We start from the raw sequence: 25,794 nt of genomic DNA, 5'->3' as shown, positions 1-25,794 counted from the left end.
CACCAACGCCAAGGTGAACTCTCGGCAACGTATGTTCGAGGTGCCACCCATTTGGCTGTGGAGCTGTCCGTGCACCCGCATAACCTGGAGCCATGAACGTCTCCGCGGCCGTTGCCGCAGCGGCAGCCCTCGCCGGGCTGTGCACCGGTGTGATCGCCATGCTGGCGTTCCGCTGGAGCGAGCGCGACCAGGCCCGTCCGACGCGGAGCTCCCTGCACACCGACGCCGTGCTGCCGCCCGGCGTGGACACCGTGCTGTCCGTCCTGCGCTCCTCGGCTGTCGTGCTCGACGAGGGCGACGCCGTGGTCAAGGCCAGCTCCGCGGCCTATGCCCTGGGGCTGGTGCGGGGCGGCAAGCTCGCCGTCGAGCCGATGCTCCAGATGGCCCGCGACACCCGCCGCGACGGGGAGATACGCCAGGTCGAGCTCGACCTCCCCCGGCGCGGCACCGGCCGCGGCGACGCGCTCGCGGTCTCCGCCCGTGTCGCCCCGCTCGGTTCGCGCCTGGTCCTGCTGCTCGTGGAGGACCTCACCGAGGCCCGCCGCATCGAGGCCGTCCGCCGTGACTTCGTGGCCAACGTCAGCCACGAGCTCAAGACCCCGGTCGGCGCCCTGTCCCTGCTCTCCGAAGCTGTCATGGACGCCTCCGACGACCCCGAGGCCGTGACCCGCTTCGCCGGGCGGATGCAGGTCGAGGCGACCCGACTGACCAACCTGGTCCAGGAGCTCATCGACCTCTCCCGGGTGCAGAACGACGACCCCCTCGAGGACGCCGAGCCGGTGCGGGTCGACGAACTGGTCGCCGAGGCGGTCGACCGCTGCCGCCACCAGGCCGGCGCCAAGCAGATCACCATGGCCTCGGGCGGCGCCGCGGGCCTGCACGTCTGGGGCAACCGCGGCCAGCTCGCCGCCGCCCTCGGCAACCTCGTCGAGAACGCCGTCAACTACAGCCCCGCCCGCACCCGGGTGGGCATCTCCGCCCGCAGGGTGGCCGCACCCGGCGGCGATCTCATCGAGATCGCCGTCACCGACCAGGGCATCGGCATCTCCGAGAAGGACCGCGAGCGGGTCTTCGAGCGCTTCTACCGCGTCGACCCCGCCCGCTCCCGCGCCACCGGCGGCACCGGACTCGGCCTGTCCATCGTCAAGCACGTGGCCGCCTCCCACGGGGGCGAGGTCACCGTCTGGAGCGCCGAGGGCCAGGGCTCCACCTTCACCCTGCGCCTGCCGGAGGCGGGCTCGGTCCGCGACCGCCGCCCGGTCGGCTCCAACGGCCGCGGAAGCGGCCCCGACACCTTCACCGATGCAGGCCTTCCCGCCGGAGAGGTCCTCCCGTGAGCCTCGCTCCTGCCGACTGGGGAACCGCTCCCCGACCCCCCATGTGCCACCCCCAGACCCGACCGGAGGTCAACCCGTGACCCGAGTGCTCGTCGTCGAAGACGAGGAATCCTTCAGCGACGCGTTGTCCTACATGCTCCGCAAGGAGGGCTTCGAGGTCGCCGTCGCGGCCACCGGGCCCGACGGGCTGGACGAGTTCGAGCGCAACGGCGCCGACCTGGTCCTGCTCGACCTGATGCTGCCCGGGCTCCCCGGCACCGAGGTCTGCCGGCAGCTGCGCGGGCGCTCCAACGTCCCCGTCATCATGGTCACCGCCAAGGACAGTGAGATCGACAAGGTCGTGGGCCTGGAGATAGGAGCCGACGACTACGTCACCAAGCCCTTCTCCTCGCGCGAGCTGGTGGCCCGCATCCGCGCCGTGCTGCGCCGCCGCGGCGAGCCCGAGGAGGTCGCCCCGGCCGCCCTGGAGGCGGGTCCCGTCCGGATGGACGTCGACCGCCATGTGGTCACGGTCTCCGGCGGCAAGGTCGACCTGCCGCTGAAGGAGTTCGACCTGCTGGAGATGCTGCTGCGCAACGCGGGCCGGGTGCTGACCCGGATGCAGCTGATCGACCGGGTCTGGGGCGCGGACTACGTCGGCGACACCAAGACGCTCGACGTGCACGTCAAGCGCCTGCGCGCCAAGATCGAGCCCGACCCGGGGGCGCCGAGGTACCTGGTCACGGTGCGCGGCCTGGGCTACAAGTTCGAGCCGTAGGAACAGAGCCGAAATACACGTGGGGCCCGGAAGCCACAGGCTTCCGGGCCCCACGTGTGTGTCAGTGGGCCTTGCTCTCCGCAGCACCGGAGGGCTTCGTCGAGGCCGACGTCGACGGCGAGGCCGAGGCCGAGCCGTTCGGCTTGCCGGGCTTGCCCGGCTGCGAGGCCGGGGCCGAGGCGCCCTCGCTGGGGCCCCACTCCTTGAAGTAGCTCTTCGCGGGGAAGACGAAGGCACCGATGCGTACGTCACCGGTCTTCTGGAAGGTGAAGCTCAGCTGCACCTGCTCGCCGTCCTTCAGCCCCATCCGGCCGCTGGGCAGCACCGCGGAGGCGTTGCCCTTGCCGCCGAGCTGCAGCGAGCCGCCGGCCGGCACCACGAGCGGTCCCGAGCCCTTGGCGGGCGAGAGCTTGATCGCCGTGTTCTTGCCGACGATCTTGATCTCCTTCAGCTCCTGGTTGTTCTCCTGGTCGCTGTTGAAGATCTGGCCGGTGATCACGGCCGGGCCCGAGGTGGTGGCCTCGGGCTGAGTGATCACGTTCATGTTCTGGAGCTTGACGTTGCCGACCGAGGTGGCGGCGTTGTCGGGCTTCACCTCGAGCGTCTGTGCACTGTTCCCCGCCCCGCAGGCGGAGAGCGAAGCGATCGAGAGCGCGAGGACGGTGGCGGCGAGAGCGCCGCGTCGAAGGCTGCTGCTCACGGCGGCGGCATCTCCTTGGACGAAGTCGAAGTAAGGGGTGTGTCAGCGCGCTTAGGTTACCGAGCCGTCGAGGAGCCGCCGCACCCGACCCGCCCCTCACGACACGCTCGGCTCATGGCGGCCCCGCGACCGGAATTGAACCGGGGGAGCCGTGAGGAACGCGGGGCGGATTATCGGTAAGGAATGCACGGTGTCATGGAGAGGTGTTACGGAAATTGATCAAGTTCGGCTTGATCAATTCCTGATTCGGTGCACAGAACGCTCACCGGCCCCGAACGGAGTACCGGAAGTGCGCCGACCGGACCCCGGCAAACCGGGACGTACGGCCGCTCGCGAGGCGGCCCGAGTGCGTGTAACGTGCGCGTTTCACTTCCCCCGGACAACCGCTCCGACCTGCGAATACCTGCTTCCGGAAGCCCTCCGCAGCACGCCCCGGGCGCAGTTGTCAAGCCCCGAGATATGCCCTGACCTGCGGAAACGCCATTCAGAACGGGCACTTCCCGTGTTAGACTGGATAGCCACGGAAGGGGTACCTGTCACATGACGTTCAAGGTTGGCGACACCGTGGTCTATCCCCATCACGGGGCCGCGCTGATCGAGGCCATCGAAACTCGCCAGATCAAAGGCGTGGACAAGACCTACTTGGTGCTGAAGGTCGCCCAGGGTGACCTGACGGTTCGGGTGCCGGCGGACAATGCGGAGTTCGTCGGCGTTCGCGATGTGGTCGGCCAGGACGGGCTCGACCGGGTCTTCGAGGTGCTCCGCGCGCCGTACGCGGAAGAACCGACGAACTGGTCCCGTCGCTACAAGGCAAACCTCGAGAAGCTCGCGTCCGGCGATGTGATCAAGGTCGCCGAGGTCGTGCGCGACCTGTGGCGCCGCGAGCGGGAGCGCGGTCTCTCCGCCGGTGAGAAGCGGATGCTCGCCAAGGCGCGCCAGATCCTGGTGAGCGAGCTCGCCCTCGCGGAGAACACCAACGAGGACAAGGCCGAGGCTCTGCTCGACGAGGTCCTCGCGTCCTGACGCACAGGTACCGGACATCCTTGACTGAGTCCGGTCGGTCCGGACGCAGAAGTGCCGCGGTGCCCGCGTGATGGCGACAGCCATCCGACGGGCGCTGCGGCATCTCTGCTCCACGCAGTATTTCGGTGTGCCGGGGCCGGGCGACCGGAGCCAGTCGTCACGGAAGGGGCTGGTCCGGCGGGCCACCCGGCACGCACGCTGAGGCAATACCCAACTCGGCCGAGGAAGCAAACCTGAACGCCAACGCAATGTCTGATCGAGCAGGTGCCGACCCGCACACGCCCGCGCGCACCGCGGTGGTCATCCCCGCGGCGGGCCGCGGCGTGCGGCTCGGCCCGGGCACGCCGAAGGCGCTGCGCGCGCTGAGCGGCACCCCCATGCTCGTCCATGCGGTACGGGCCATGGCGGCCTCCCGCGCGGTCTCGCTCGTCGTCGTGGTCGCCCCGCCGGACGGCAGGGACCAGGTGCGCACCCTGCTCGACGAGTTCCCGCTCTCGGGCGACCGCACCGAGGTGGTGGTGGTCGCCGGCGGCGACACCCGCCAGGAGTCCGTGCGGCTGGGCCTGAAGGCCGTGCCCGACGACGTCGACACGGTCCTTGTGCACGACGCCGCGCGCCCGCTGGTGCCGGTCGAGACCGTGGACTCCGTCATCGCCGCCGTGCGCGACGGGGCGCGTGCCGTGGTGCCCGCGCTGCCGCTCGCCGACACGGTCAAGCAGGTCGAGCCGAGGACGGGCGAGGAGGCGGGGCAGCCCGAGCCGGTCGTCGGCACGCCCGAGCGGGCGCTGCTGCGGGCCGTGCAGACCCCGCAGGGCTTCGACCGCCGTACGCTCGCCGCCGCGCACGAGCAGTTCGCCCACTCCGCGCTGGAGGGCGAGGGCGCCACGGACTGCGCCGGGCTGGTGGAGCGCACCGGCGTGCAGGTCGTGGTGGTCCGCGGCCACGAGGAGGCCTTCAAGGTGACCCGGCCGCTGGACCTGGTCCTGGCCGAGGCCGTACTCGCCCGCAGGAGGGCCAACGATGGCTTCTGACACCCCGCTCCCGCTGGTCGGGATCGGCACCGATGTGCACGCCTTCGAGGAGGGCCGTGAGCTGTGGTGCGCCGGCCTGCTCTGGGAGGACGCGACGCACGGCCTCGCCGGGCACTCCGACGGCGACGTCGCCGCGCACGCGGCCTGTGACGCGCTGTTCTCCGCCGCGGGCGTCGGCGACCTCGGCGCGCACTTCGGCACGGACCGGCCCGAGTGGTCGGGCGCGTCCGGCGTCACCCTGCTGGCGGAAGCCGCCCGGATCGTCCGGGAGGCGGGCTTCGAGATCGGCAACGTCGCGGTCCAGGTGATCGGCGTACGGCCGAAGATCGGCAAGCGGCGGGCCGAGGCGCAGCAGGTGCTCTCGGCGGCGGCCGGCGCCCCGGTCTCGGTCTCCGGCACCACGAGCGACGGCCTGGGCCTGACGGGCCGGGCCGAGGGGCTCGCGGCCGTCGCCACGGCCCTGGTCTTCCGGAGATCTGCCACCGGGTAAGTCCTGCCCGTGGCGGCGTGCTGGCATACCGTGACGGTGTACCGGCCGTGTCTGCGCGCAGGAAGGACCCGGATGGTGTCTGCCGAGCTCTCGGACGACCTGAAGAAGTACCTGGACGACTATCCCGTCTTCGCCACCGTCGCGACGGTCCAGCCGGACGGCAGCCCGCAGCTGTCGGTCGTGTGGATCAAGCGGGACGGCAACGACCTGCTGATCTCCACGACGGTCGGGCGGCGCAAGGAGAAGAACCTGCGCCGCGATCCGCGGGTGACCGTCATGGTGAACCCGCCGAACGCGCCGTACACCTATGCCGAGGTCCGCGGTGTCGCCGCGGTCGGTTCCGAGGGCGGCCCGGAGCTGATCGACGAGCTGGCGCGGAAGTACACAGGCAAGGACTACGCCGAGTTCAACCCGGCGGCGAAGGACGACGCCCCGCGCGTGGTGGTCCGCATCACCCCGCGCAGGGTCGTCGGCACCCTCTGAGCCGGCCGGTCAGGCGCCGTCCGCCTTGCTCGCGCCCACGCGGTCGGCCTCGGTCTGCTCGTACGGTCCGGTCTGCTCGTAGGGTTCGGGCTGCCGGTGGCCGCGTGGCTCCTGGTGGAGGAAGGACGCCACGCCGGTGTGCGGTACGGGCTTTCTGGGCGCGGGCGCCGTGGAGTTGCGCCGCATCTCGTCGATGCCCTTGAGGATCGCCTTGCGCAGGCGCTTGCCGAGCGGGCGCTCGATGAAGCGGTGGATGAGCCAGGCGGCGCACAGCATCGCGGCGATGAGCCCGGCGACGAGCAGGGGTGCGGGGACGCGCTCGCGCAGACCGTGGATGACGGTCATCCCGATGTACTGGTGGATCAGGTAGAGCGGGTAGGTGAGCGCGCCGGCGGTCGCCAGCGGTCGCCACTGCCAGCGGTCGAAGTATCCCAGCGCGATGAGCGCCATGAGGGCGTACGCGGCGATGACGATCAGGCAGGCGGGCCAGGTCGCGATCGAGCTGTTGGTGTTGTCCGAGACCCGCTTGGGCATGTTGTGCAGGCCCAGCAGCAGGGATACGCCGACCAGGCCCCACAGCAGGGCCGTTGGCTTGAACCGGTGCATCAGGTAGAAGGCGATGCCCGCGATGAAGTGCGGTGCGTACAGCGGCATGGCCCAGACCTGGAGCAGCTTGTTGTCCGCCATGTGCGCGGTGACCGCGGCGATGATCCAGAGCCCGCAGAACAGGACGCACTTGCGGTACGTGACGCCCGTGGCCACGACCATGGCGAAGAGCACATAGAACTTGAGCTCGATGAACAGCGTCCAGTAGACGCCGTCCACGTCCCATACGCCGAGACCCTGCTGAAGCATGGTCAGGTTGGTGAGGAGGGAGTCGAAGTTCTTGAGGCTGCGGACCTGGGGCCACAGGGCGATGACCGAGCCGGTCAGGATGATCGCGAACCAGTACGCGGGATAGATCCGGGAGATCCGGGACGCCACGAAATCGCCGAGCGTTCTGCCCCAGGTGCTCATGCAGATGACGAAGCCGCTGATCAGGAAGAAGATCTCGACGCCCAGCCAGCCGTAGCGGGTGACCGGCACCAGACCGGGGAAGACCTCCTCGGGGCTGCGCCCCCACCCGCCGTGCAGGGCGGTGTAGTGGAAGACCACGACCATCAGGGCGGCCAGCAGCCGGAGCCCGTCGAGGACGTACAGCCTGGGCGCGGAGTGCGATGGGGGGACGGCTACCCGGCCGCCATCGAGTTCACCTCGGCCGGAGAAGCGCATGCGGTCCACTCCCATTGGCTAGTCGGATCGTCGTATGCAAACGGGGCGCGCAGGCATGCTGACACAGGCGATGCGCGTGGTGTTGTGACAGTTCTCTCCTGTCTCTGAATTTCTCCACCGTCTCCCCTGGATGGTGGTATGCGTCCGCGCTGTTTTTGATCATTCGGTGCCCTGTGGAGGTTTCCGTTCAAGGGTGCCGGGAGTGCGGCTGTCCGGACCGGATGTCCGCCACCGCGCGTCGCAGCCCGCTCCCGAAGCGGCGGGCCAACGGGCGCTCGACCCACAGGTGCACCAGCCAGGCGGCCATCAGCATCCCCACGACGAGAGCGGGCAACAGCACATAGCGCGGCACGCTGCCGTCGGCGTGCTTGATGATCACCCAGCCGATGCGCTCGTGGAGCAGATAAAGCGGATAGGTCAGCGCCCCGGCCGTGGACAGCCAACGCCACTCGAGGCGCCGTGTCCAGCCGAGTGCGGTGGCCATCACGGCGAGGAAGAACAGCACCAGCAACAGGGTGGTGGGCCAATGCGGCACCTTGTGGCCCATATGTCCTTCGGCCCGTGACTGCGCGCCGAGCAGGTCGTGCTGGGCCACGAGGAAGCTGCCGGCCACGACGAGCCAGAGCACCAGGTTCGGGCGGAAGCGGTACATCAGGTAGAAGGCGATGCCCGCGATGAAGTACCAGCAGTCGTGGGGCAGCAGGATCCGGTCGAGCAGGCTGTCGTCGGCGGCCCTGGCGATGGCCGCGGCAAAGGCCCAGGTCACGCAGAACCCCACGGCCCGCCGGTAGGTCAGCCCCCGCCAGGCGACGAGCGCGAACAGCAGGTAGAAGCGCATCTCGATCCAGAGCGTCCAGTAGACGCCGTCGACCGGATCCACCCCCAAGGGGTCCTGGAGCATCGTCAGGTTGACGGCGACGTCCCTCGGCGAGAGCGCGGAGTTGACCTGGGGCCATCGCCACAGGACGAGCGCGACGGCGATCACCGCGAACCAGTACGCGGGGTAGAGCCGGGTGGCGCGGGAGACGGCGAACTCCCCGACGCTCTTGCCCCAGCAGCTCATGCAGATGACGAAGCCGCTGATCAGGAAGAACAGCTGGACGCCCAGCCAGCCGTAGGAGGCGGGCAGATAGGCCCTCGGGAAGAGCGACGGCGCGGGCCTCGCCCAGGCGCCGCTGCCGAACGCCATGTAGTGGTACGCCACCACCATCAGCGCCGCACCCAGCCGGAGCCCGTCCAGCGCCCCGAGTCTGCGGCGCCCCCCGTCGCTCCGGGGCCGCTGCTGCGGCGGCACCGGGTGGTCCGGACGCTCCTGCTGTACCGGCACAGTGGAGTGCAACACCCCTCCTGGGTTCCGCGGCGGGTCACGAAGGCCGTGAAGAGTGCCGGGGAAGCTACCACGCCGGATTGTATTTTTGCCGCAAAACATTAAATTGCGGGCAAAGCTCACCGCGATGCCCGTGACCGGTGCGCCCGATCGGTCCCGCACCGCCCGCCGCCGGGCCCGGGCACTGTCGCGGGGCCACTACCCTGGTTCCGTGACTATTCGCCTGTACGACACCCGCGCCCGGCAGATCACGGACTTCTCCCCGCTCACGCCGGGCTGTGTCTCGATCTACCTGTGTGGCGCGACCGTGCAGGCCGCACCGCACATCGGGCACATCCGGTCAGGTCTGAACTTCGACATCATGCGCCGCTGGTTCGCCTACCGCGGCTATGACGTGACCTTCGTCCGCAACGTCACCGACATCGACGACAAGATCATCAACAAGGCCGCCGACCAGGGCCGTCCCTGGTGGTCGATCGGCTACGAGAACGAGCGTGCCTTCAACGCCGGCTACGACGCCCTCGGCTGCCTGCGTCCGACCGTCGAGCCGCGGGCGACCGGGCACATCACCGAGATGATCGAGATGATGCGCGGTCTGATCGAGCGCGGTCACGCCTATGCCGCCGACGGCAACGTCTACTTCGACGTGCGCTCCTTCCCCGGCTACCTCGAGCTCTCCAACCAGGAGCTGGACAACCTCCTCCAGCCCTCCTCCGAGGGCGAGACCGGCAAGCGCGACCCGCGCGACTTCGCCATGTGGAAGGCCGCCAAGGAGGGCGAGCCCAGCTGGGAGACCCCCTGGGGCCGCGGCCGTCCCGGCTGGCACCTGGAGTGCTCCGCCATGGCGCACAAGTACCTCGGCGCCGCCTTCGACATCCACGGCGGCGGCCTCGACCTGATCTTCCCGCACCACGAGAACGAGATCGCCCAGGCCAAGGCCTTCGGCGACGATTTCGCCCGGTACTGGGCGCACAACGCCTGGGTCACCATGAGCGGCGAGAAGATGTCCAAGTCGCTGGGCAACTCCGTGCTCGTCTCGGAGATGGTCAAGGAGTGGCGCCCCATCGTCCTGCGCTACTACCTCGGCTCCCCGCACTACCGGTCGATGATCGAGTACAGCGAGGAGGCGCTGCGCGAGGCCGAGTCGGCGTTCGCCCGCATCGAGGGCTTCGTCCAGCGCGTCGTCGAGAAGGCCGGCCCCGTCGAGCCCGCCGACGAGGTGCCGCCCGCGTTCGCCGAGGCCATGGACGACGACTTCGGCGTCCCGCAGGCGCTCGCCATCGTGCACACCACCGTCCGGCAGGGCAATTCCGCCCTCACCGCGGACGACAAGGAGACCGCCGTCGCCCGCCTGGCCGAGGTGCGCGCGATGCTGGGCGTCCTGGGCCTGGACCCGCTGGACGAGCAGTGGTCCGGCGGCACGAACCGCAGCGAGGACCTGCACGGCGTCGTGGACTCGCTGGTCCGTCTCGTCCTCGAGCAGCGCCAGGCGGCCCGGTCGCGCAAGGACTACGCCACCGCGGACGCCATCCGCGACCAGCTCCAGCAGTCGGGCCTGGTCGTCGAGGACACCTCGTCGGGACCGCGCTGGTCGCTTGCCTGAGCGACACTTTTTGTAAGCACGTTTATCGCAGCAGTAGGAAACAGGTGACCCATGGCCGGCAACAGCCAGCGCAGGAACCGCCGCACGTCCAACAAGAAGGGCGCGACGGTGGGCAGCGGCGGCCAGCGGCGTCGTGGCCTGGAGGGCAAGGGCCCCACCCCGCCCGCGAGCATGCGCAAGGGACATAAGAAGAATCGTGTCGCCAACGCCCAGGCCAAGCAGGCGGCCCGCCGCCCGGCCCCGCGCCGCGGCGGCCCCAAGGGCACCAACGAGCTCGTCGTCGGCCGTAACTCGGTGGTCGAGGCGCTGCGCGAGGGTGTGCCCGCGAACACGCTCTACGTCCAGCAGTTCGTCGACAGCGACGAGCGCGTGCGCGAGGCCCTCCAGCTCGCCACGGAGAAGGGCCTCAACCTCATGGAGGCCCCGCGTCCGGAGCTCGACCGGATGACGAACGGCCTCAACCACCAGGGCCTGGTCCTGTCGGTGCCGCCGTACGACTACGCCCACCCCGAGGACCTCACCGCGATCGCCTCCGACAACGGCGAGGACCCGCTGATCGTCGCCCTCGACGGCATCACCGACCCGCGCAACCTCGGCGCCGTCGTCCGCTCCGTCTCCGCCTTCGGCGGCCACGGCGTGGTCGTCCCCGAGCGCCGCGCGGCCGGCATGACCGCCAGCGCCTGGAAGACCTCGGCCGGCACCGCCGCCCGTACGCCCGTCGCCCGCGCCACCAACATGACGCGGATGCTCGAGGCCTACCAGAAGGCGGGCCTGATGGTCGTCGGCCTCGCGGCGGACGGCGACACCGAGCTGCACGAGCTCGACGCGCTCGAGGGCCCGGTCGTCATCGTCGTCGGCAGCGAGGGCAAGGGTCTCTCCCGGCTCGTCGGCGAGACCTGTGACTTCCGCGTGCGCATCCCGATGCCCGGCGGCGCCGAGTCGCTCAACGCCGGTGTCGCCGCCGGTGTCGTGCTGTACGAGGCGGCACGCCGCCGCGCCTGACGCCTCCCGACCGCGCGGCCATGGAAGTGATCTTCCGTGGCCGCGCCGTCAGTTGGCGGCCTTGACGGGTCTCGGACACCCCGAGTCGGTCAAGGCAGTGTCCTAATCTCCGGTCACTCGGTTAGATGAGTGTGGACACCAGAACACCCCGCACACCTACGGGGGGAAGCTCTTCCGGGTACGACGACCAGCCCGCGCTGAGTACGGTGAAGGTCCCGTCCGATCCCGCGCAGGTCTCCGTCAACCACCTGAGCTTCCGCGTGCAGCTCGCGCGCCCCCCGCGCGCCGCCCGGCAGTTCGCCGGAGTCGCCGCCGACACGGCGCAGCTGCCCGTCACGGGGCAGGCCAGACGCCGCGCCCCCGTGGTGTGGAGCGGGCGGGCCGAGCCCGGCGACGCGGCTCCCACCCAACTCCTGCAGGCCATGAGGGATTCCGGCTCCGCACATGCCGCGGCCCCGCGCGGCGACGCCGGTGCCACCCAGGTATTGCCACGCATCGGCGACCCCGACGCTCCCACCGGCCTCATCGGACCCCGCGGCCCCATCGACCACGGCGGCCTCGACGCCTCCCACGCCACAAGCTCCGACACCCAACTCCTGCACGGCGCAAGGCCGCCGCACGGCGGATTCGACGAAGCGCCGTACGGATACGACGAGTTCGCCGACGACGACTACCCGCGCTCCGCCCGGCACGGCAACGACGCGGTACGGCACGCCTATTACCCGGGGCGCCGTATGAACCTCGGCGTCGTCCTCCTCCCGCTGCGCATCTTCCTCGGGCTCATCTCCATCTACGCCGGCATGGGCAAGCTGTGCGACCCCGTCTATTTCGACGGCGGAAAACGCGGCTCCATGGTCACCTGGCTGACCTCACTGCACCCCTGGGCCGCCGCGGCACCCCTGCGCGCCTTCGCCCTCAGCCACCCCGTCGGCTCCGGGCTCACCATCGCCTTCCTCCAGGTCGTCGTCGGCGTCCTCACCATCTTCGGGCTCTGGCAGCGCCTCGCCGCCTGCGTGGGCGTCCTGCTCTCCGCCACCCTGCTGGTCACCGTCAGCTGGCGGGCCGTGCCCGTCTACGACGCGCCCGACATCATCTACCTCGCCGCCTGGAGCCCTCTCGTCATCGCCGGGGCGCCCTTCTACTCCGTCGACGGGCGCCTCGCGGGCGAGGCCTGGCGGCGGCTCGGCCCGCGCGCAGGGCTCTGGGAGCTGCGGCGGCGCGTGCTGCGCCGCGGCGGCGCCATGGCGACCGTCCTCATCGGGCTCTCGCTGATCGCCGGTTCGGTGCTCGGCGGCGCCGTGCGCTCCGCGCAGGTCGCCCCGCGGCCCAGCCCGGTCGCCCCGCCGGCGAACAGCCTGCCCGGCTCGCCGCTCCCGCAGCGGCCGGACGCCGGCACCACGCCGCGCGGCGTCCACGGCACGGTCTCGCCGGGTCTCCCCAAGCCCTCCGCGACCAGCCGGAAGCCGGCGACCCCGTCCGCCACCGGGCCGGCCTCCGGCGCCGCGCGGACCCCGGTGGGCGCGGGCACGGCCGGCGGCCACCCCGGTGCGGGCGGCTCCCACTCCGCGCCCCAGAGCCCGCACCACCAGCCCGCGGCCCCGGCCGCACCGCAGCACAGCTCCTCCTCCGGCTCGGCGACGGGCGGCAGCGGCGGCGGTTCGTCGTCCGGCGGTTCCGGTTCCTCCGGGGGCGGCGGCTCGACGGGCGGCGGCGCGCTCGGCGGCCTCCTGGGCTGACGGCACCGCACACTGTGGCCTCGTACCCGGCAGGGTGCGGGGCCACGGCCGTACGTCGTCAGCCTGCCGGTCGTCAGCCCGCCAACTCCCGTGCGGCCTCGGTCAGATCCTTGGCCGTGTCGATGGCGCGCCAGTACGCGCCCTGGGGCAGCGGGAACCCGGCCAGGCGGCGCTCACGGGCGAGCCGCGGGAAGGTGGTGCGCTCGTGGTCGCCCCGCTCCGGCAGCAGACCGGCGAACTCGGGGGAGAAGACGTACACGCCCGCGTTGATCAGGTACGGGGACGGCGGCGCCTCGATGAAGTCGAGGACGTGCCCGAACTCGTCCGTCTCGACGGCGCCCCAGGGGATGCGGGGCCGGGCCAGCGCCAGGGTCGCCGTGGCATCGCGCTCGTAGTGGAAGGCGGCCATCTCGCGCAGGGAGAAGCGCGTCCAGATGTCGCCGTTCGTGGCGTACCAGGGCTGATCGGGGCGGGGGAGAGATGCGGCCGCGTGCCGCAGACCGCCGCCGCGGCCGAGGGGCTCCTTCTCGACCACGGTCGTCACCCGGAGCGGCAGATCGGCCGACACGAGCCATGCCTCGAGAACTTCGGCCAGATGGCCGCACGAGACGACGGCGTCGGTGACGCCCTCGGCGGCGAGCCAGGCGAGCTGGTGGCCGATGATCGGGATGCCGGTGCCGGGGATCTCGACCATCGGCTTGGGGCGGTCGTCGGTATACGGACGAAGCCGTGATCCCTGGCCACCGGCCAGGATCACGGCTTGCGTGGGAGCGGGGTTGGGGTGCGTGCCGGTCATGCCCGCACGATATGCCGTGCCGCCGAGTGGCACTGCGCGAGGTACGACCGGCCGGTCGCGGTGTCAGTGCCCCTGGGTGACGCCCGAGGCGAAGGAGGTGTCGCAGACGGGGCGGGAGTACGCCTGCGCCTTGCGTACGGAGTGGTACTTCGCGACCGCCGCGCGGCCGAGCTCGCGGGCGATGTCCATGCAGTAGCGGGCCAGCGACGGGCGGCCGTTCGTGGCCTCCTGGAGATGGGTGAGGGCGGTGCCCGGGTTCTTCTCCTGGAGTTCGGTCAGCAGCCGGTCGCGCAGCACCTCGTGCGGGGCGCGGGCGGCCTTGGCCTGTGTGGAGGCGGTGTTCGAGGCTGCGGTGAGTACCTGGGACTCGGCGGGCGTCGCCCAGGGCACGCGCGTGACCGCGAGCGTGCCCGAGAGCACGAGTACGACGGGAAGGACGAGGGCGAGGGTTCTGCCGATGCGGCGGGCGGCCTGGTTCATGCGGGAGATGGTAGCGAGGCGTAATGGCGCGGCGACATTTAGTCACTCGGTCGAGCTACGCGCATCAGCCTTATTCAGCCGCGAAGTTGACGCCCAGGAACCGGAAAGAGCGATGTGTCGAAGCATTCATCGAAACATCGGATTGACCGGCCGCCCGCCGCCGGGTTGCTCAGTCGCCCGGTTGCCTCAGTCGCTCAGCCGCTCGCCGGACGAGGTGGAGAAGACGTGCAACTCGCCCGGGCGGGGCACGACGTGGAGCGTGGCCCCCTTCTCCGGCACGCGCCGCCCGTTGACCCGTACGACCAGGTCCTTGTGCTCGCCGCCGACCTCGGCCGTGCCGTAGACGTATCCGTCGGCGCCGAGTTCCTCGACCACGTTCACCGTGACCGCGAGGCCGGTGTCGTCGCCGCCCTGCTCGACCACGTCGAAGTGCTCGGGCCGTACGCCGACCGTGACCGTGCGGTCGCCGCCGTCGGCGGCGGCCGTCAGCGCCTCGCGCGAGACCGGCACGACGCTGTTGCCGAACTTCACTCCGCCGTCGGCGATCGGCACCTCGACCAGGTTCATGGCCGGCGAGCCGATGAAGCCCGCGACGAAGAGGTTGGCCGGACGGTCGTACATGTTGCGCGGCGAGTCGATCTGCTGGAGCAGGCCGTCCTTGAGCACCGCGACCCGGTCGCCCATCGTCATGGCCTCGACCTGGTCGTGCGTGACGTACACGGTGGTGATCCCGAGACGCCGCTGGAGCCCGGCGATCTGAGTGCGGGTCTGTACGCGCAGCTTCGCGTCCAGGTTGGACAGCGGCTCGTCCATCAGGAACACCTGCGGTTCGCGGACGATCGCCCGGCCCATCGCGACGCGCTGCCGCTGACCGCCGGACAGCGCCTTGGGCTTGCGCCCCAGGTACTCGGTGAGGTCGAGGATCCGCGCCGCGTCCTCGACCTTCTGCCGGATCTCCGCCTTGGGCACGCCCGCGATCTTCAGGGCGAAGCCCATGTTGTCGGCGACGGTCATGTGCGGGTACAGCGCGTAGTTCTGGAACACCATGGCGATGTCCCGGTCCTTCGGCGGCAGGTGCGTGACGTCGCGGTCGCCGATGCGGATCGCTCCGCTGTTGACGTCCTCGAGGCCCGCGAGCATCCGCAGCGAGGTGGACTTCCCGCAGCCGGAGGGGCCGACCAGGACGAGGAACTCCCCGTCCTCGATGGAGATGTCGAGCTGGTCGACGGCGGGCTTGTCGGAGCCCGGATAGATCCGGGTCGCCTTGTCGTATGTGACCGTGGCCATGGTGATGAGTCCCTTCACCGGCAGGAACGTGCCGGACGATCCGAGTAGAGGGAATGGTCCAGTCCAATTCGGACGGGTTGCCCGTGACGGTACCCGCGGCGCGGGCGGTTGTCAGCAGGGTGCGGTCACTGCGGTCACTGCGGTCACGAAAATCGGGGCTTGGACGGGCGCGGAGTCCGGTTAGACTGCTGATGCCTCGCCGCCTTAGCTCAGTTGGTAGAGCACCGCTCTTGTAAAGCGAAGGTCGTCGGTTCGAGTCCGACAGGCGGCTTCTCGGAAGCCCGGGTCAGTCACGCGCTGACCCGGGCTTTCTTTGCGATCGGCGTCGGCTGCGCCGGGCTGGGGCGGTCCCCTTGGCCCGAGGGTGCGCCCGGAGCGAGCCCGGCGGTACCGGGAACCACCTGCCGACGGGCGCGCGGAACGAGCTTCGCGGTGCCGACTCCTCGGCCGAGTCGAATGGTGAGGAACCAGCGGCGTATTGCCACTTGGAGTGCCGGTTATGCGCGAGCGTCGTCGAACGGCCGGAAGGCGCGTGCCCAGCCGCCGCTTTCGGTCGCCGCCCCGCCTGCCCTGTCGGCGCACCATCGCGCGGACCTGCGACGCGGCAGACATGGCGTGCCCCGGATGTGGCGAATAACGCGCAGTAGTCAGGGCTTTACGGACAGTCCTGATTCTGGCGATATTCAGCCCTTACCGCGCCGGGTGTGGACAAGCAATGTGGGCCTGTACACGGGTCCATGACGATCGCCATGGGCCAGGGCAGAGAATACGGAGGAAATGCTGTGACTGAGTTCGCGCTGCAGAACGGGCGGTACATCATCGGCGCCCACATCGGGTTCCGGATCGTCCTGACCCCCACCCCGCACGCCATCAACCACGGGGCTCCCGTCATCGTGGCACCCGAACTCGTCCCCCCGGTCGCCCAGGAATGGGTGATCCAGCGCGTCGACCCCAGCCTGCCGGGGCAGTACCACATCCGCCCGTACCTCCACCAGAAGGCCACCCTCGCCTACGCCGAGGACCGGGCCTGGACCAACGACGTCGCACCGCTCACCTGGCAGATCAAGCCCACCCGATTCGGACTGCACATCGTCTCGGACAAGGGCCTCGCCCTGAAGCCCGAGCACATCGGCGGACAGGTCGTTCTCGGCCCCGAGGACGACAGCCCCGTCGCGGCGTGGTCCTTCCACCTTGTTGCGCCGTACGAGGGCGCGCCAGAGCAGTAAGCACTCGGCCGGACGCGGCCAGGCCGGCGAGGCTCCTGCACGGTACGCGTCGGCCTGGACCGTGCCTTCGCGTAAGTGCGCCTGGCAGGTGCGGCTCCGGCTTCTCCTCAGGCAACTGCGGTACGGCGAGACGTCAGCAGCCCGGTAGCTGTCGTCGACGCCCTCCCGAAGCGGGCCGCTCCATGCGAAACGCGAGAGCCGCAGGCCCACTTCGGGTCTGCGGCTCTCGCGTTCACGTGACCGGGGAGACGGTCAGGTCAGCTGCGCACCTGCTCGTCCTCGCGCCAGGCGGTGCCGTTGAGGGCGCCGGTGTGGGCGGGGGACTGCGGGGCGGCGGTAGGGGCGTCCTGGTGGCCGGGCCACCAGGCCTTGTGGCCCAGCAGGGAGGTGATCGTCGGCACCATCAGCATCGCCATCACGAAGGCCGTGAGCAGGATGCCGAAGGCCACCGCGAAGCCCATCTGCTGGAGCATCGAGTTGTCGGCGAGCATCAGCACACCGAACGTACCGGCGAGGATGATCGCCGCGGAGGAGATCGTCGGCGCCGACTGGGCGACCGCGGTGCGGATGGCCTGCCGCGGGGCCACGCCCTTGCGGACCTCCTCCCGGAGCCGGGCGACCATCAGGATGTTGTAGTCCGTGCCGATCGCGACCACGAAGAGGTAGATGATGATCGGCAGCATGAACAGCATGCCGTTCTCGCCCTTGATGTCCTGGAAGAGGAAGACCGTCGAGCCGAGCGTGGCGCCGAAGCCGAGGGCCACCGAGATCATCAGGTAGAGCGGCGCGACCAGGCTGCGCAGCAGCAGGCCCAGGATCAGCATGATCGCGACACCGGCGACCGGGAAGACCACCTTGTAGTCGTGGGAGACGGCCTTCTCGATGTCCTTGAGGACCGCCGAGGTGCCGCCGACCAGGGCCTTGGTGCCCTGCGGAGCCGCCTGGTGCGCCGTGTCGCGCAGATCGTTGCCGACGACCTCGATGGCCTTGTCGACGGTCGGCTTGTCCTTGGTGATCACGCTGAACAGGGCGACCGTGCCGTCCTTGCTCGGGACGGCCGGGGCGACCTTGTCCACGCCCTTGACCGTCGCGATCCTGCCGCGGAACGCCTCCAGCTCGCCCTTGTTCAGCGGGGTGTTGTTCTTGGACTCGAGGTAGACCAGGGCCGGGTCGGCCTGGCCGGCGGAGAAGCCCTTCTGCAGGTCCTTCATCGCCTGGACGGACTCGAGCTTGGCGGGCAGCTGGCTGTCCATGTCGAACTTCGACTTGAAGCCGAGCGCACCGGTGGCCAGGACGGCGAGTACCACGGTGGACAGCACCGCCACCACGCCCGGACGTCGGGAGACCAGGCCGCCGACCGCGTTGGCCATACGGTTCTTCGGCGTCTTCTTCCAGGCCTTGGACGGCCAGAACGCCGCGCGGCCCAGCAGCGAGAAGACGGCGGGGACCAGGGTGAGCGCGGCAACGAGGGTCACCGCGACGGCGATCGCCAGGGACGGGCCCATCGCCTTCATCATGCCCATGGTGGACAGCAGCAGGGCGAGGAACGAGGCGATGACCGCGCCGGCGGCGGACGCGATGGTCTCGCCCACCCGGTGCACGGCCTCGGCCAGGGCCTCCTTCGGCTGCTTCCCGGCGCGCAGCAGCTCGCGGTAGCGGAAGAGCAGGAAGAGGATGTAGTCCGTGCCGACGCCGAAGAGGACGACGATCAGGATCGGGGAGATGCTGGCGTCGGCCTTGAGGCCGCCGACCTTGGCGGCGGTGCCGATGAGGCCGTTGGCGACCGAGGCGACGATGCCGATGATGATCACCGGCAGGATCGCGATCAGCGGGCTGCGGAAGATGGCCAGCAGCAGCACGATGATGAGCAGCAGCGTGGCGCTCATGATCAGGCCGTCCGTGTTGCCGGAGGACTCCTTGGCGTCGATGGAGGAGGCCACCTGACCGGTGACGCCCATCTTCAACTGGGTGTCCTTCAGCAGGGGCTTGGCGTCCTCACGGAGCTTCTTGACCGAGTCCTCGAGCTTCGTGGCGGCCGGGTCCTTGTCGGTGGAGACGATGTTCGCCAGCGCGATCTCGCCGTTCGGCGAGACGGCCTGGGGGCTCGTCGCCACCTGGTCTATCTCGGGGTAGTGCTTGTTCTGCAGGCCGTTGGTGACCTTGACGACGTCCTGCTTGTCCGTGGCCGTCAGCTTCCCGCCGTCAGCGCGCTTGAACACCATGATCGAAGCGGCTTGGTGGTTCTGGGGGAAGGCCTTCTCCTGGAGCTTGCCCGCCTGCACCGATTCGTAGTGCGACGGCAGGAACTCCGCCTGGTCCCTGGTGGACTTCAGGCCCGGCGCCAGCATGGCAAGCGCGACCGCTGCGATGATCCACGCAAGGATCGTGAGCCATGGCCGGTGGACGGCGAACCGTCCGACTCGTCGGAACATGGTGTGGAGTTCCCCCTCAAGCTGGTGGTGGTACGGCCCGGAGGTAGACGGGAATGTCTGTGCGGGCGCCCCCACGCTAGAGACGGTCTTTAACCGAACACAACAAATTCCTGGGATATCAGGGGGAAATCGGCCCTGGGGTGGGGGAACCTCCTCCCCAGGGAGGAGAACCCCTTCACCCGTGGGGTAGAGATTGCTCCGGCGGGTGGACTGCGCTGGGAGGAGGCGGCGTTCGGCGGGCTTACCCTGCCCCCATGACTGACGCATCCGACGCAGCGATGGACACCAGTGCACCCGAGTACTACGCGGCCCGGCTGGACCGCGCCGCCCGGTCCGCCGCGCAGGAGGGGATGGTGGGACTGATCATCACCCCCGGCCCCGACCTGAGATGGCTGTGCGGCTACAGACCCGTCGAAACCGAGCGTTTCACGGCACTTCTGGTCCTTCCGGGACATCGCCCCCGGCTGGTGGTACCGGAGTTGGAGCGGGGCGATGCCGAAAAGGCGCCGGGTGCCCGTGCGTTGACGATCACCGGCTGGCGGGACGGCGAGGACCCGTACGCCGGCCTGGTCGGGCACATGGACCCGCGGGGCCGTTACGGCATCTCCGACAACGCCTGGGCGCTGCACCTGCTGGCCCTGCGCCGGGCCTGCCCGCGCGCGGAGTTCGGTGCGCTGAGCGAGGCACTGCCGATGCTGCGGGCGGTGAAGGACATGTACGAGGTGGAGCGGCTCGCGGCGGCGGGGGCCGCGGCGGACGCCGTGTACGAGGAGATCGCGCGGCTGCGGTTCGGCGGGCGGCGCGAGAGCGAGGTCGCCGCGGACCTGGCGCGGCTGCTGCGCGAACACGGCCATGCCACCGTGGACTTCACGATCGTGGGCTCGGGCCCCAACGGCGCGAACCCGCACCACGAGGCGGGCGAGCGGGTGATCGAGGACGGCGACATGGTCGTCCTGGACTTCGGCGGGCTGCTGGGCGGATACGGCTCCGACACGACCCGTACGGTCCACGTGGGCGAGCCGACGGCCGAGGAGCGCAGGATCCACGACCTGGTGCGCGAGGCGCAGCAGGCGGCGTTCGAGGCGGTGCGGCCGGGAGTGCCGTGCCAGGAGATCGACCGGGTGGCGCGGCAGGTCATCTCCCGTGCCGGGTACGGCGAGTACTTCATCCACCGCACCGGGCACGGGATCGGGGTCACCACGCACGAGCCGCCGTACATGGTGGAGGGCGAGCATCTGACGCTGGTGCCGGGGATGTGCTTCTCGATCGAGCCGGGGATCTATCTGCCGGGCCGGTTCGGTGTGCGGATCGAGGACATCGTCGTCTGCACGGAGTCGGGGGGCCGGCGGCTCAACAATACGTCGCGGGAGATGCGGATCGTTTCCTGAGAAGGCTCATAAAAGCCCATAAAGGCTTATAGCGCGCGGTGCATGATGTGCAGTCCGGTGTACGAGCCGTCGGGGAGCCGGTAGCCCTCGGGCAGGGTGCCGATGACGTCGAAACCGAGGGAGCGCCAGAGGGCGACGGCGCGGACGTTGCTCTCGACGACGGAGTTGAACTGGACGGCGCGGAAGCCGGCTGAGCGTGCCCACTCGATGACGTGCTCGCCCAGGGCCCTGCCGACGCCCTTGCCCGCGTGCACCGCGGAGACCATGAAGCTGCCGGTGGCGATGTGGGAGGCGGGGCCCATGTGGTTGGCGCCCATCTTGGCGCTGCCGAGCACGGCTCCGTCGGCGTCGACCGCGACGACCGTACGGCCGGGGGCCTCCTGCATCCACAGGGCCCGGCCCTGCTCGAAGGTGAGGTCCTGGGGGTAGGAGTAGGTCTCACCGGCTGAGGTGATGGCCTGGAAGAACGGCCAGATGGCGGGCCAGTCGTCGGCGTGGGCGTCCCTGATCAACATGCGGGCAGCATGACGGGCGGGGTGTGCGGTGTGCCACGGATTTTCTGGAGGGTTGTTCAGACGGCGCGCATGCGGTGGGCGTCGTAGGCGGGGGCCGCTGCTGTGCCGCCGGTGGCCTGCCTGTGCTTCGGGGCGGGAGCGGTGATCAGCAGCCAGCAGACGGCCGCCGCGAGCAGCATGATCCCCGAGGCCCAGGCGAGCCCTGCGTGAAAGCCGTGCAGGACACCGTCGTTGACGATGGCGTTCCTGACCGCGGGGGTCAGCCCGCCCGTGGCCGCCGCGGTCTTCAGGTGCGTCGCGAGGTAGGCGGCGGTGGTGGACGTGGCGATGGTGTTGAGCAGTGCCGTACCGATCGAACCACCCACCTGCTGCGAGGTGTTGACGGTGGCGGAGGTGACGCCGGCGTCACCGGGCGCGACCCCGCGGGTGGCCGTGTCCATCACGGCCACGAAGGTCAGGCCCATGCCGATGCCGAAGAGGATCGCCGACGGCAGGACGTGTGCGGCGTACGACGCCTTGACCGGCAGGAAGGTCAGCAGGAACAGCCCCGTCGCCGAGAACAGCGCACCCGGCGTGATCATCATGCGCGGCGGCAGGTGGTTCAGCAGCCGGGAGGAGATCTGCGTCGAGGTCACGATGATGGTCGCGGACAGCGGCAGGAACGCCAGGCCGGCCGTGACGGGGCGGTAGCCGAGGACGCCCTGGAAGTAGTAGGTCATGTACAGGAACATCCCGAACATGGCCATGACGGACAGGGCGAGCGTGAGGAAGGCGCCCGCGCGGTTGCGGTCGCGCACGATGTGCAGGGGGAGGAGGGGGCTGGAGGCTCTGGTCTGCCACCAGCCGAACAGGGCGAGCAGCGCCGCTCCGCCGCACAGGAGGCCGAGGACGACGGGGCTGCCCCAGCCGCGCGGCCTCGCCTCGCTGCATCCGTAGACGACGGCGACGAGGCCCGTGCAGGCGAGCAGGACGCCGGGGATGTCCAGGCGGGGGCGCTGTTCGGGGCGGTGGTCGTGGAGCACCGCGAGTCCGCCGAGGAAGGCCGCGACGGCGATCGGGGCGTTGACGTACATGCACCAGCGCCAGTCCAGGTACTGGGTGAGCAGCCCGCCGGCGATCAGTCCGATCGCCGAGCCCGCGCCGGCGATGCCGCTGTAGATGCCGAAGGCTCTGCCGCGTTCCCGTGGGTCGGTGAAGGTGGTGGTCAGCAGGGACAGTGCGGAAGGGGCGAGGGCGGCGGCGAAGACGCCCTGGAGGGCGCGGGCGCCCCACAGGTGCCAGTCGGTCGTGGACGCGCCGCCCAGGGCGGAGGCGACGGCGAAGCCGGCGAGGCCGGCGAGGAAGGTGCGTTTGCGGCCCACGAGGTCCGCGATGCGGCCGCCGAGCAGGAGGAGGCCGCCGAAGGCGAGTGTGTAGGCGGTGACGACCCATTGCCGGTTGCCGTCCGACATGTGCAGCTCGCGCTGGGCGGAGGGGAGGGCGATGTTCACGATCGTCGCGTCGAGGACGACCATGAGCTGGGCCAGGGCGATGAAGAGGAGGCCCCACCAGCGGTGCGGGTCCGGAGCGGAGCTCACACGCTTCAGGGTAGGGCGCGGGGGCGGGGGTCGCGCGTTGGGCTGTGCACCGGTGCGGGGTGGGGTGGAGGTTGCCCCTGCCCCGCCCTTTCACCGTTTCTTCCGGGGCTCCGCCCCGGGCCCCGCTTGTCGCGGCTTCGCCGCTCGTCCTCAATCGCCGGACGGGCTTGATAGTGCCGGGCCGGGCAAATCCAGCCCGTCCGGCGTTTGAGGACAACCGCGCGGAGCGCGGTTTCGGGGTCCGGGGCGCAGCCCCGGAAGAGATGGTGCCCCTACACCCGCGGGAAACGGCTCTGCAGTGCCCAGACCGCCGGATTGTCGGCGAGACCCTCGTGCATGTCGCACAGATCCGCGATCAGATCGTGGAGGAAATCCCGCGCCTCCCGCCGCAGCACCGCGTGGTTGAACGTCAGCGGCGGCTCGTCGGCCGGCATCCAGTCCGCCGTGACCTCGACCCAGCCGAAGCGCCGCTCGAAGAGCATGCAGTCCGTCGACTCGGTGAAGTCCAGCTCCGCGAACCGCGGGGTGGAGGACCGGCTGCCCCGGGGATCGCGGTCGAGCTCCTCGATGATGTCGCACAGCGCCCACGCGAAGTCCAGCACCGGTACCCATCCCCAGGCTGTGGACAGCTCCCGGTCGGCCTTCACGTCGGCGAGGTAGACGTCGCCGCAGAAGAGGTCGTGCCGCAGGGTCCGTACGTCCGCGGTGCGGTAGTCCGTCTGGGGCGGGTCGGGGAAGCGGCGCGAGAGCGAGTAGCCGAGGTCGATCACGCCATCGATGGTGTCACGGAAACGGATGGCGTCACGCCCGCGGCATGGCGTCACGCCCGCGGCCCGGGAGGAGCCGCGGGCGTGCGCCGTGGGGGGTTACCGCACGTTGAGGGCGGTCCAGGTGGCGGCGACGGTCTTGTACTCGTTGCTGTTCTGTCCGTAGAGCGACTTCGCGGCGGCGAGCGTCCCGGTGCGCGCGGCCTTGTAGTTGGTGGTGGACGTGAACTGCGTGGTCAGCGCCTTGTACCAGATCTTGGTGGCCTTGTCCCGGCCGATCCCCTTGATCTTGGAGTTGTCGGCGGTCGGGCTGTCGTAGGAGATCCCGTTGATCGTCTTCTTTCCGCTGCCCTCGGACAGCAGGTAGAAGAAGTGGTTGGCGACGCCCGAGGAGTAGTGGACGTCCTTCTGGCCGACGCCGGGGGACCAGTAGTCGGCGGACTTGCCGTCCTTGCTGGGCTTGTCCATGTAGCGCAGCGGCTTGCCGTTGCCGTAGAGGTTGAGCTGCTCGCCGATGAGGTAGTTGCCCGGGTTGGGGCCGACGTGGGCGTAGAACTCGGTGGCGGTGCCGAGGATGTCGCTGGTGCCCTCGTTGAGGCCGCCGGACTCACCGCTGTAGATCAGCTTGGCGGTGGCGGCGGTGACGCCGTGCGTCATCTCGTGGGCGGCCACGTCGATCGAGGTCAGCGGGTGGGAGTTGCCCTGGCCGTCGCCGTAGGTCATGCAGAAGCAGGAGTCGCTCCAGAAGGCGTTCACATAGTTCTGGCCGTAGTGGACGCGCGAGTAGGCGCCCTTGCCGTCGTTGCGGATGCCGGTGCGGCCGAGCACGTTCTTGTAGAAGTCCCAGGTCACCGCGGCGCCGAAGTGCGCGTCGACGGCCGCGGAGTCCTTGCCGCCGCCCCAGGTGTCGGTGGTCTTCGTGTAGAGGCTGCCCTGGCCGGACGTGCCCTGGTTCAGGTTGTACGTCTTGTGGCCGCCGCGCTTGCCGTCGTTGAGCGTGTACTTGGAGCCCGACTTGGTGGTGTCCAGGTGGACCTTGCCGCTGTAGTTGCTGGTGCCCTCGCCGGTCTCGATGGCCTCGTGCCGGAAGAGCTCCTTGCCGGTGGACGCGTCCGTGACCACGTGCAGCTCGCTCGGAGTGCCGTCCGGCTGAACGCCGCCCACCACCGTCTCGTACGCGAGGACCGGCTTGCCCTGCGCGGCCCAGATGACCTTGCGCGGGGACTGGCTGTCGGTCTTGCTGTTCTTCGCGTCGGCGGAGGCGGCCAGCGCACTCTTCTTCGCGGCGGAGGGCGCGAGCGAGGGGGCCGTGGTCGGCACGGATATGGCCGCGTCGTTCGCCTTGGTGACAGTGCGGCTGCCGCTCTTCTCCTGGTGCACCACCAAGTCGCCGCCGAGGACGGGCAGTCCGTCGTAGGTGCGCTCGTAGCGCGTGTGCACCGTGCCGTCCGCGTCCTTGACGACGTCACGGACGATCAGCTTCTCCTTGCCGCCCAGACCGATCTTCGCGGCGGTCGCCGCGGACTCGTTCTGTGCGTCCTGGAGGGCGCTCGCCCGCTGCCCGGCCGAGAGCGCGAGCGGCTCTCCGCCTTCCCGGTCGCCCGAAGCGTTCGCGCTGCCGGTCTGCACCCCCACAACGACCATGGCGGCGGAGGCGATCAGCGCGGCGGCGCGCAGAGTGGTCTTGCGGCGATGGGCGGTGATGCTGGTCAACTCTGTCTCCTCTGAGGGGGGTTACGGCAGCCGTGAAGGCAACGGCCTGCTGATGCACGAGAGGTGCAGGAGCGATTGGAGGAGAGCGTGCCAGCAATTGCGCGTTTTTGACAGGGGCGCAACAAGGATGTGATCGACCTTTATTCAAGAAGGGTTAAATTCGGCCGCTGTTGGCGAACCCGGTTTGGTGCAGGCCAAGTTGAGGTGACGGCAGTGGATGGTCCGCCCGGAACATACGAAATCCCCCCGGGCCGCTAGTCTGCGAACAGGACACCGGGAGGAGAACTCGTGCAGGTCAGAACATTTACGGAAGACCGGATACCAGCGGACCTCTTCGCGCAGGCGCAAACGCTCCGCGACCGGGCGTGGCCGGGCTGTGGCGGACACGATCCCGCATTGCGGCCGATCTCGATGCTTCTTGTGTCACCGGAGGAAGAAGTGGTGGCGGCGCTGGACATCCTGTCCAAGAGCATTGCGCACGGCGGTATTCGTTACCGCGCCTGCGGGCTGAGCGCGGTCGTCACGAGCGAGGCGCACCAGGGCAAAGGAAACGGGCGGCAGCTCGTGGCTGCCGCCCGTGAGGTGATCGCGGGGAGCGGTGCGGACGTCGGGCTCTTCACCTGCGACCGTCCGCTGCGGCACTTCTACGAGAGCGCCGGGTGGGAACTCCTGGAGGGCGCCGCCCTCATCGGCGGTACGCCCGCGGATCCGTTCCCCAGCGACGGGCCGGGGTTCGACAAGGTCACCATGGCCGGGTTCTTCACGGCGCTGGGCAAAGAGGGTGCGGAATCCTTCCGGCACAGCCGTGTCGGGCTGTATCCGGGGATGATCGACCGGTTGTGGTGAGTGCTG

General features: G+C 70.0%; 23 protein-coding genes and 1 tRNA gene. 13 read left to right on the top strand and 11 right to left on the bottom strand.

Annotated features, from left to right (window positions below; all coding sequences use genetic code 11):
* The first annotated feature begins 92 nt into the window (after positions 1 to 92).
* Together phoR and phoP are read left to right on the top strand one after the other, a co-directional pair.
* Positions 93 to 1,337, top strand: a complete 1,245-nt coding sequence (gene phoR, locus ACV530_RS16065; protein WP_494333136.1) for a two-component system sensor histidine kinase PhoR — start codon at positions 93 to 95, stop codon at positions 1,335 to 1,337.
* An 85-nt stretch (positions 1,338 to 1,422) separates the two neighbouring features.
* Entirely contained in the window at positions 1,423 to 2,094 is a 672-nt protein-coding gene (phoP, locus tag ACV530_RS16060) for a two-component system response regulator PhoP (RefSeq protein WP_466917248.1), read from the top strand.
* A 61-nt stretch (positions 2,095 to 2,155) separates the two neighbouring features.
* On the opposite strand, the gene ACV530_RS16055 is transcribed toward phoP, so the two are convergent.
* Entirely contained in the window at positions 2,156 to 2,794 is a 639-nt protein-coding gene (locus ACV530_RS16055; protein WP_494333135.1) for a DUF461 domain-containing protein, read from the bottom strand.
* A 540-nt stretch (positions 2,795 to 3,334) separates the two neighbouring features.
* Here ACV530_RS16055 and ACV530_RS16050 point away from each other — a divergent pair.
* From ACV530_RS16050 to ACV530_RS16035, 4 genes are all read left to right on the top strand, one after another.
* Positions 3,335 to 3,817 (top strand): CarD family transcriptional regulator, encoded by a 483-nt coding sequence (locus ACV530_RS16050; protein WP_003953493.1) that lies wholly within the window; start codon positions 3,335 to 3,337, stop codon positions 3,815 to 3,817.
* 248 nt (positions 3,818 to 4,065) lie between these two features.
* On the top strand, positions 4,066 to 4,848 hold the full coding sequence (gene ispD, locus ACV530_RS16045; RefSeq protein ID WP_494333134.1) for a 2-C-methyl-D-erythritol 4-phosphate cytidylyltransferase: 783 nt from the start codon (positions 4,066 to 4,068) through the stop codon (positions 4,846 to 4,848).
* On the top strand, positions 4,838 to 5,338 hold the full coding sequence (gene ispF, locus ACV530_RS16040) for a 2-C-methyl-D-erythritol 2,4-cyclodiphosphate synthase (protein WP_494333133.1): 501 nt from the start codon (positions 4,838 to 4,840) through the stop codon (positions 5,336 to 5,338). Before ispD ends, ispF begins: the two co-directional genes overlap by 11 nt.
* A 75-nt stretch (positions 5,339 to 5,413) precedes the next feature.
* Positions 5,414 to 5,821 carry a PPOX class F420-dependent oxidoreductase gene (locus tag ACV530_RS16035; RefSeq protein ID WP_494333259.1) on the top strand — a complete coding sequence of 136 codons (408 nt, stop codon included), beginning with the start codon at positions 5,414 to 5,416 and terminating at the stop codon, positions 5,819 to 5,821.
* A gap of 9 nt (positions 5,822 to 5,830) precedes the next feature.
* On the opposite strand, the gene ACV530_RS16030 is transcribed toward ACV530_RS16035, so the two are convergent.
* Both ACV530_RS16030 and ACV530_RS16025 read right to left on the bottom strand, forming a co-directional pair.
* A complete protein-coding gene (locus tag ACV530_RS16030; RefSeq protein WP_494333258.1) occupies positions 5,831 to 7,093 on the bottom strand; it encodes an acyltransferase family protein in 1,263 nt (420 codons plus the stop codon).
* 187 nt (positions 7,094 to 7,280) lie between these two features.
* A complete protein-coding gene (locus ACV530_RS16025; protein WP_494333132.1) occupies positions 7,281 to 8,432 on the bottom strand; it encodes an acyltransferase family protein in 1,152 nt (383 codons plus the stop codon).
* Positions 8,433 to 8,631: 199 nt separating this feature from the next.
* Here ACV530_RS16025 and cysS point away from each other — a divergent pair, with 199 nt between their 5' ends.
* The 3 genes from cysS (at position 8,632) to ACV530_RS16010 (ending at position 12,761) form a co-directional block, all read left to right on the top strand.
* Complete coding sequence (gene cysS, locus ACV530_RS16020; RefSeq protein ID WP_494333131.1) at positions 8,632 to 10,023, top strand: cysteine--tRNA ligase; 1,392 nt, start codon at positions 8,632 to 8,634, stop codon at positions 10,021 to 10,023.
* A 51-nt stretch (positions 10,024 to 10,074) separates the two neighbouring features.
* Entirely contained in the window at positions 10,075 to 11,025 is a 951-nt protein-coding gene (gene rlmB, locus ACV530_RS16015) for a 23S rRNA (guanosine(2251)-2'-O)-methyltransferase RlmB (RefSeq protein ID WP_494333130.1), read from the top strand.
* Between the two features lie 125 nt (positions 11,026 to 11,150).
* The gene (locus tag ACV530_RS16010; protein WP_494333129.1) at positions 11,151 to 12,761 is read left to right on the top strand and encodes a DoxX family protein; all 1,611 of its coding nucleotides are present in this window, start codon (positions 11,151 to 11,153) and stop codon (positions 12,759 to 12,761) included.
* Positions 12,762 to 12,834: 73 nt separating this feature from the next.
* On the opposite strand, the gene ACV530_RS16005 is transcribed toward ACV530_RS16010, so the two are convergent.
* The 3 genes from ACV530_RS16005 to ACV530_RS15995 form a co-directional block, all read right to left on the bottom strand.
* A complete protein-coding gene (locus tag ACV530_RS16005) occupies positions 12,835 to 13,557 on the bottom strand; it encodes a nucleotidyltransferase family protein (RefSeq protein WP_494333128.1) in 723 nt (240 codons plus the stop codon).
* Positions 13,558 to 13,620: 63 nt separating this feature from the next.
* Positions 13,621 to 14,037, bottom strand: coding sequence for a hypothetical protein (locus tag ACV530_RS16000; protein ID WP_494333127.1), 417 nt, complete (start codon positions 14,035 to 14,037; stop codon positions 13,621 to 13,623).
* A 186-nt stretch (positions 14,038 to 14,223) separates the two neighbouring features.
* Complete coding sequence (locus ACV530_RS15995; protein ID WP_494333126.1) at positions 14,224 to 15,324, bottom strand: ABC transporter ATP-binding protein; 1,101 nt, start codon at positions 15,322 to 15,324, stop codon at positions 14,224 to 14,226.
* A 198-nt stretch (positions 15,325 to 15,522) separates the two neighbouring features.
* On the opposite strand from ACV530_RS15995, the gene ACV530_RS15990 reads away from it, so the two are divergent.
* Together ACV530_RS15990 and ACV530_RS15985 are read left to right on the top strand one after the other, a co-directional pair.
* Positions 15,523 to 15,595, top strand: a tRNA-Thr gene (locus ACV530_RS15990).
* Positions 15,596 to 16,106: 511 nt separating this feature from the next.
* Complete coding sequence (locus ACV530_RS15985) at positions 16,107 to 16,550, top strand: hypothetical protein (RefSeq protein WP_494333125.1); 444 nt, start codon at positions 16,107 to 16,109, stop codon at positions 16,548 to 16,550.
* Between the two features lie 257 nt (positions 16,551 to 16,807).
* On the opposite strand, the gene ACV530_RS15980 is transcribed toward ACV530_RS15985, so the two are convergent.
* Positions 16,808 to 18,982 carry an MMPL family transporter gene (locus tag ACV530_RS15980; protein WP_494333124.1) on the bottom strand — a complete coding sequence of 725 codons (2,175 nt, stop codon included), beginning with the start codon at positions 18,980 to 18,982 and terminating at the stop codon, positions 16,808 to 16,810.
* 254 nt (positions 18,983 to 19,236) lie between these two features.
* Here ACV530_RS15980 and ACV530_RS15975 point away from each other — a divergent pair, with 254 nt between their 5' ends.
* Entirely contained in the window at positions 19,237 to 20,370 is a 1,134-nt protein-coding gene (locus tag ACV530_RS15975; protein WP_494333123.1) for an aminopeptidase P family protein, read from the top strand.
* 26 nt (positions 20,371 to 20,396) lie between these two features.
* Here the strand turns inward: ACV530_RS15975 and ACV530_RS15970 are convergent, their stop codons facing one another.
* The 4 genes from ACV530_RS15970 to ACV530_RS15955 form a co-directional block, all read right to left on the bottom strand.
* The gene (locus ACV530_RS15970; protein ID WP_494333122.1) at positions 20,397 to 20,885 is read right to left on the bottom strand and encodes a GNAT family N-acetyltransferase; all 489 of its coding nucleotides are present in this window, start codon (positions 20,883 to 20,885) and stop codon (positions 20,397 to 20,399) included.
* A gap of 56 nt (positions 20,886 to 20,941) precedes the next feature.
* Positions 20,942 to 22,471: an MFS transporter gene (locus tag ACV530_RS15965; protein WP_494333257.1), complete on the bottom strand. Its 1,530-nt coding sequence runs from the start codon at positions 22,469 to 22,471 to the stop codon at positions 20,942 to 20,944.
* A gap of 263 nt (positions 22,472 to 22,734) precedes the next feature.
* Positions 22,735 to 23,232 carry a hypothetical protein gene (locus ACV530_RS15960; RefSeq protein ID WP_494333121.1) on the bottom strand — a complete coding sequence of 166 codons (498 nt, stop codon included), beginning with the start codon at positions 23,230 to 23,232 and terminating at the stop codon, positions 22,735 to 22,737.
* Positions 23,233 to 23,328: 96 nt separating this feature from the next.
* Positions 23,329 to 24,873: a M4 family metallopeptidase gene (locus ACV530_RS15955; RefSeq protein WP_494333256.1), complete on the bottom strand. Its 1,545-nt coding sequence runs from the start codon at positions 24,871 to 24,873 to the stop codon at positions 23,329 to 23,331.
* A gap of 357 nt (positions 24,874 to 25,230) precedes the next feature.
* On the opposite strand from ACV530_RS15955, the gene ACV530_RS15950 reads away from it, so the two are divergent.
* Positions 25,231 to 25,788 carry a GNAT family N-acetyltransferase gene (locus ACV530_RS15950; RefSeq protein WP_494333120.1) on the top strand — a complete coding sequence of 186 codons (558 nt, stop codon included), beginning with the start codon at positions 25,231 to 25,233 and terminating at the stop codon, positions 25,786 to 25,788.
* Positions 25,789 to 25,794 lie beyond the last annotated feature (6 nt).

This window comes from Streptomyces sp. SX-6, from assembly GCF_059089585.1.
The sequence above is the reverse complement of the archived record's forward strand: the minus strand, read 5'-3'. Positions and strand labels throughout refer to the sequence as shown.

Coding starts and splice junctions, on each gene's coding strand:
- phoR (WP_494333136.1), top strand. CDS start 93: ATGAACGTCTCCGCGGCCGTTGCCGCAGCGGCAGCCCTCGCCGGGCTG.
- ACV530_RS16050 (WP_003953493.1), top strand. CDS start 3,335: ATGACGTTCAAGGTTGGCGACACCGTGGTCTATCCCCATCACGGGGCC.
- ispD (WP_494333134.1), top strand. CDS start 4,066: ATGTCTGATCGAGCAGGTGCCGACCCGCACACGCCCGCGCGCACCGCG.
- ispF (WP_494333133.1), top strand. CDS start 4,838: ATGGCTTCTGACACCCCGCTCCCGCTGGTCGGGATCGGCACCGATGTG.
- ACV530_RS16030 (WP_494333258.1), bottom strand. CDS start 7,093: ATGCGCTTCTCCGGCCGAGGTGAACTCGATGGCGGCCGGGTAGCCGTC.
- rlmB (WP_494333130.1), top strand. CDS start 10,075: ATGGCCGGCAACAGCCAGCGCAGGAACCGCCGCACGTCCAACAAGAAG.
- ACV530_RS16010 (WP_494333129.1), top strand. CDS start 11,151: ATGAGTGTGGACACCAGAACACCCCGCACACCTACGGGGGGAAGCTCT.
- ACV530_RS16005 (WP_494333128.1), bottom strand. CDS start 13,557: ATGACCGGCACGCACCCCAACCCCGCTCCCACGCAAGCCGTGATCCTG.
- ACV530_RS16000 (WP_494333127.1), bottom strand. CDS start 14,037: ATGAACCAGGCCGCCCGCCGCATCGGCAGAACCCTCGCCCTCGTCCTT.
- ACV530_RS15995 (WP_494333126.1), bottom strand. CDS start 15,324: ATGGCCACGGTCACATACGACAAGGCGACCCGGATCTATCCGGGCTCC.
- ACV530_RS15980 (WP_494333124.1), bottom strand. CDS start 18,982: ATGTTCCGACGAGTCGGACGGTTCGCCGTCCACCGGCCATGGCTCACG.
- ACV530_RS15975 (WP_494333123.1), top strand. CDS start 19,237: ATGACTGACGCATCCGACGCAGCGATGGACACCAGTGCACCCGAGTAC.
- ACV530_RS15970 (WP_494333122.1), bottom strand. CDS start 20,885: ATGTTGATCAGGGACGCCCACGCCGACGACTGGCCCGCCATCTGGCCG.
- ACV530_RS15955 (WP_494333256.1), bottom strand. CDS start 24,873: ATGGTCGTTGTGGGGGTGCAGACCGGCAGCGCGAACGCTTCGGGCGAC.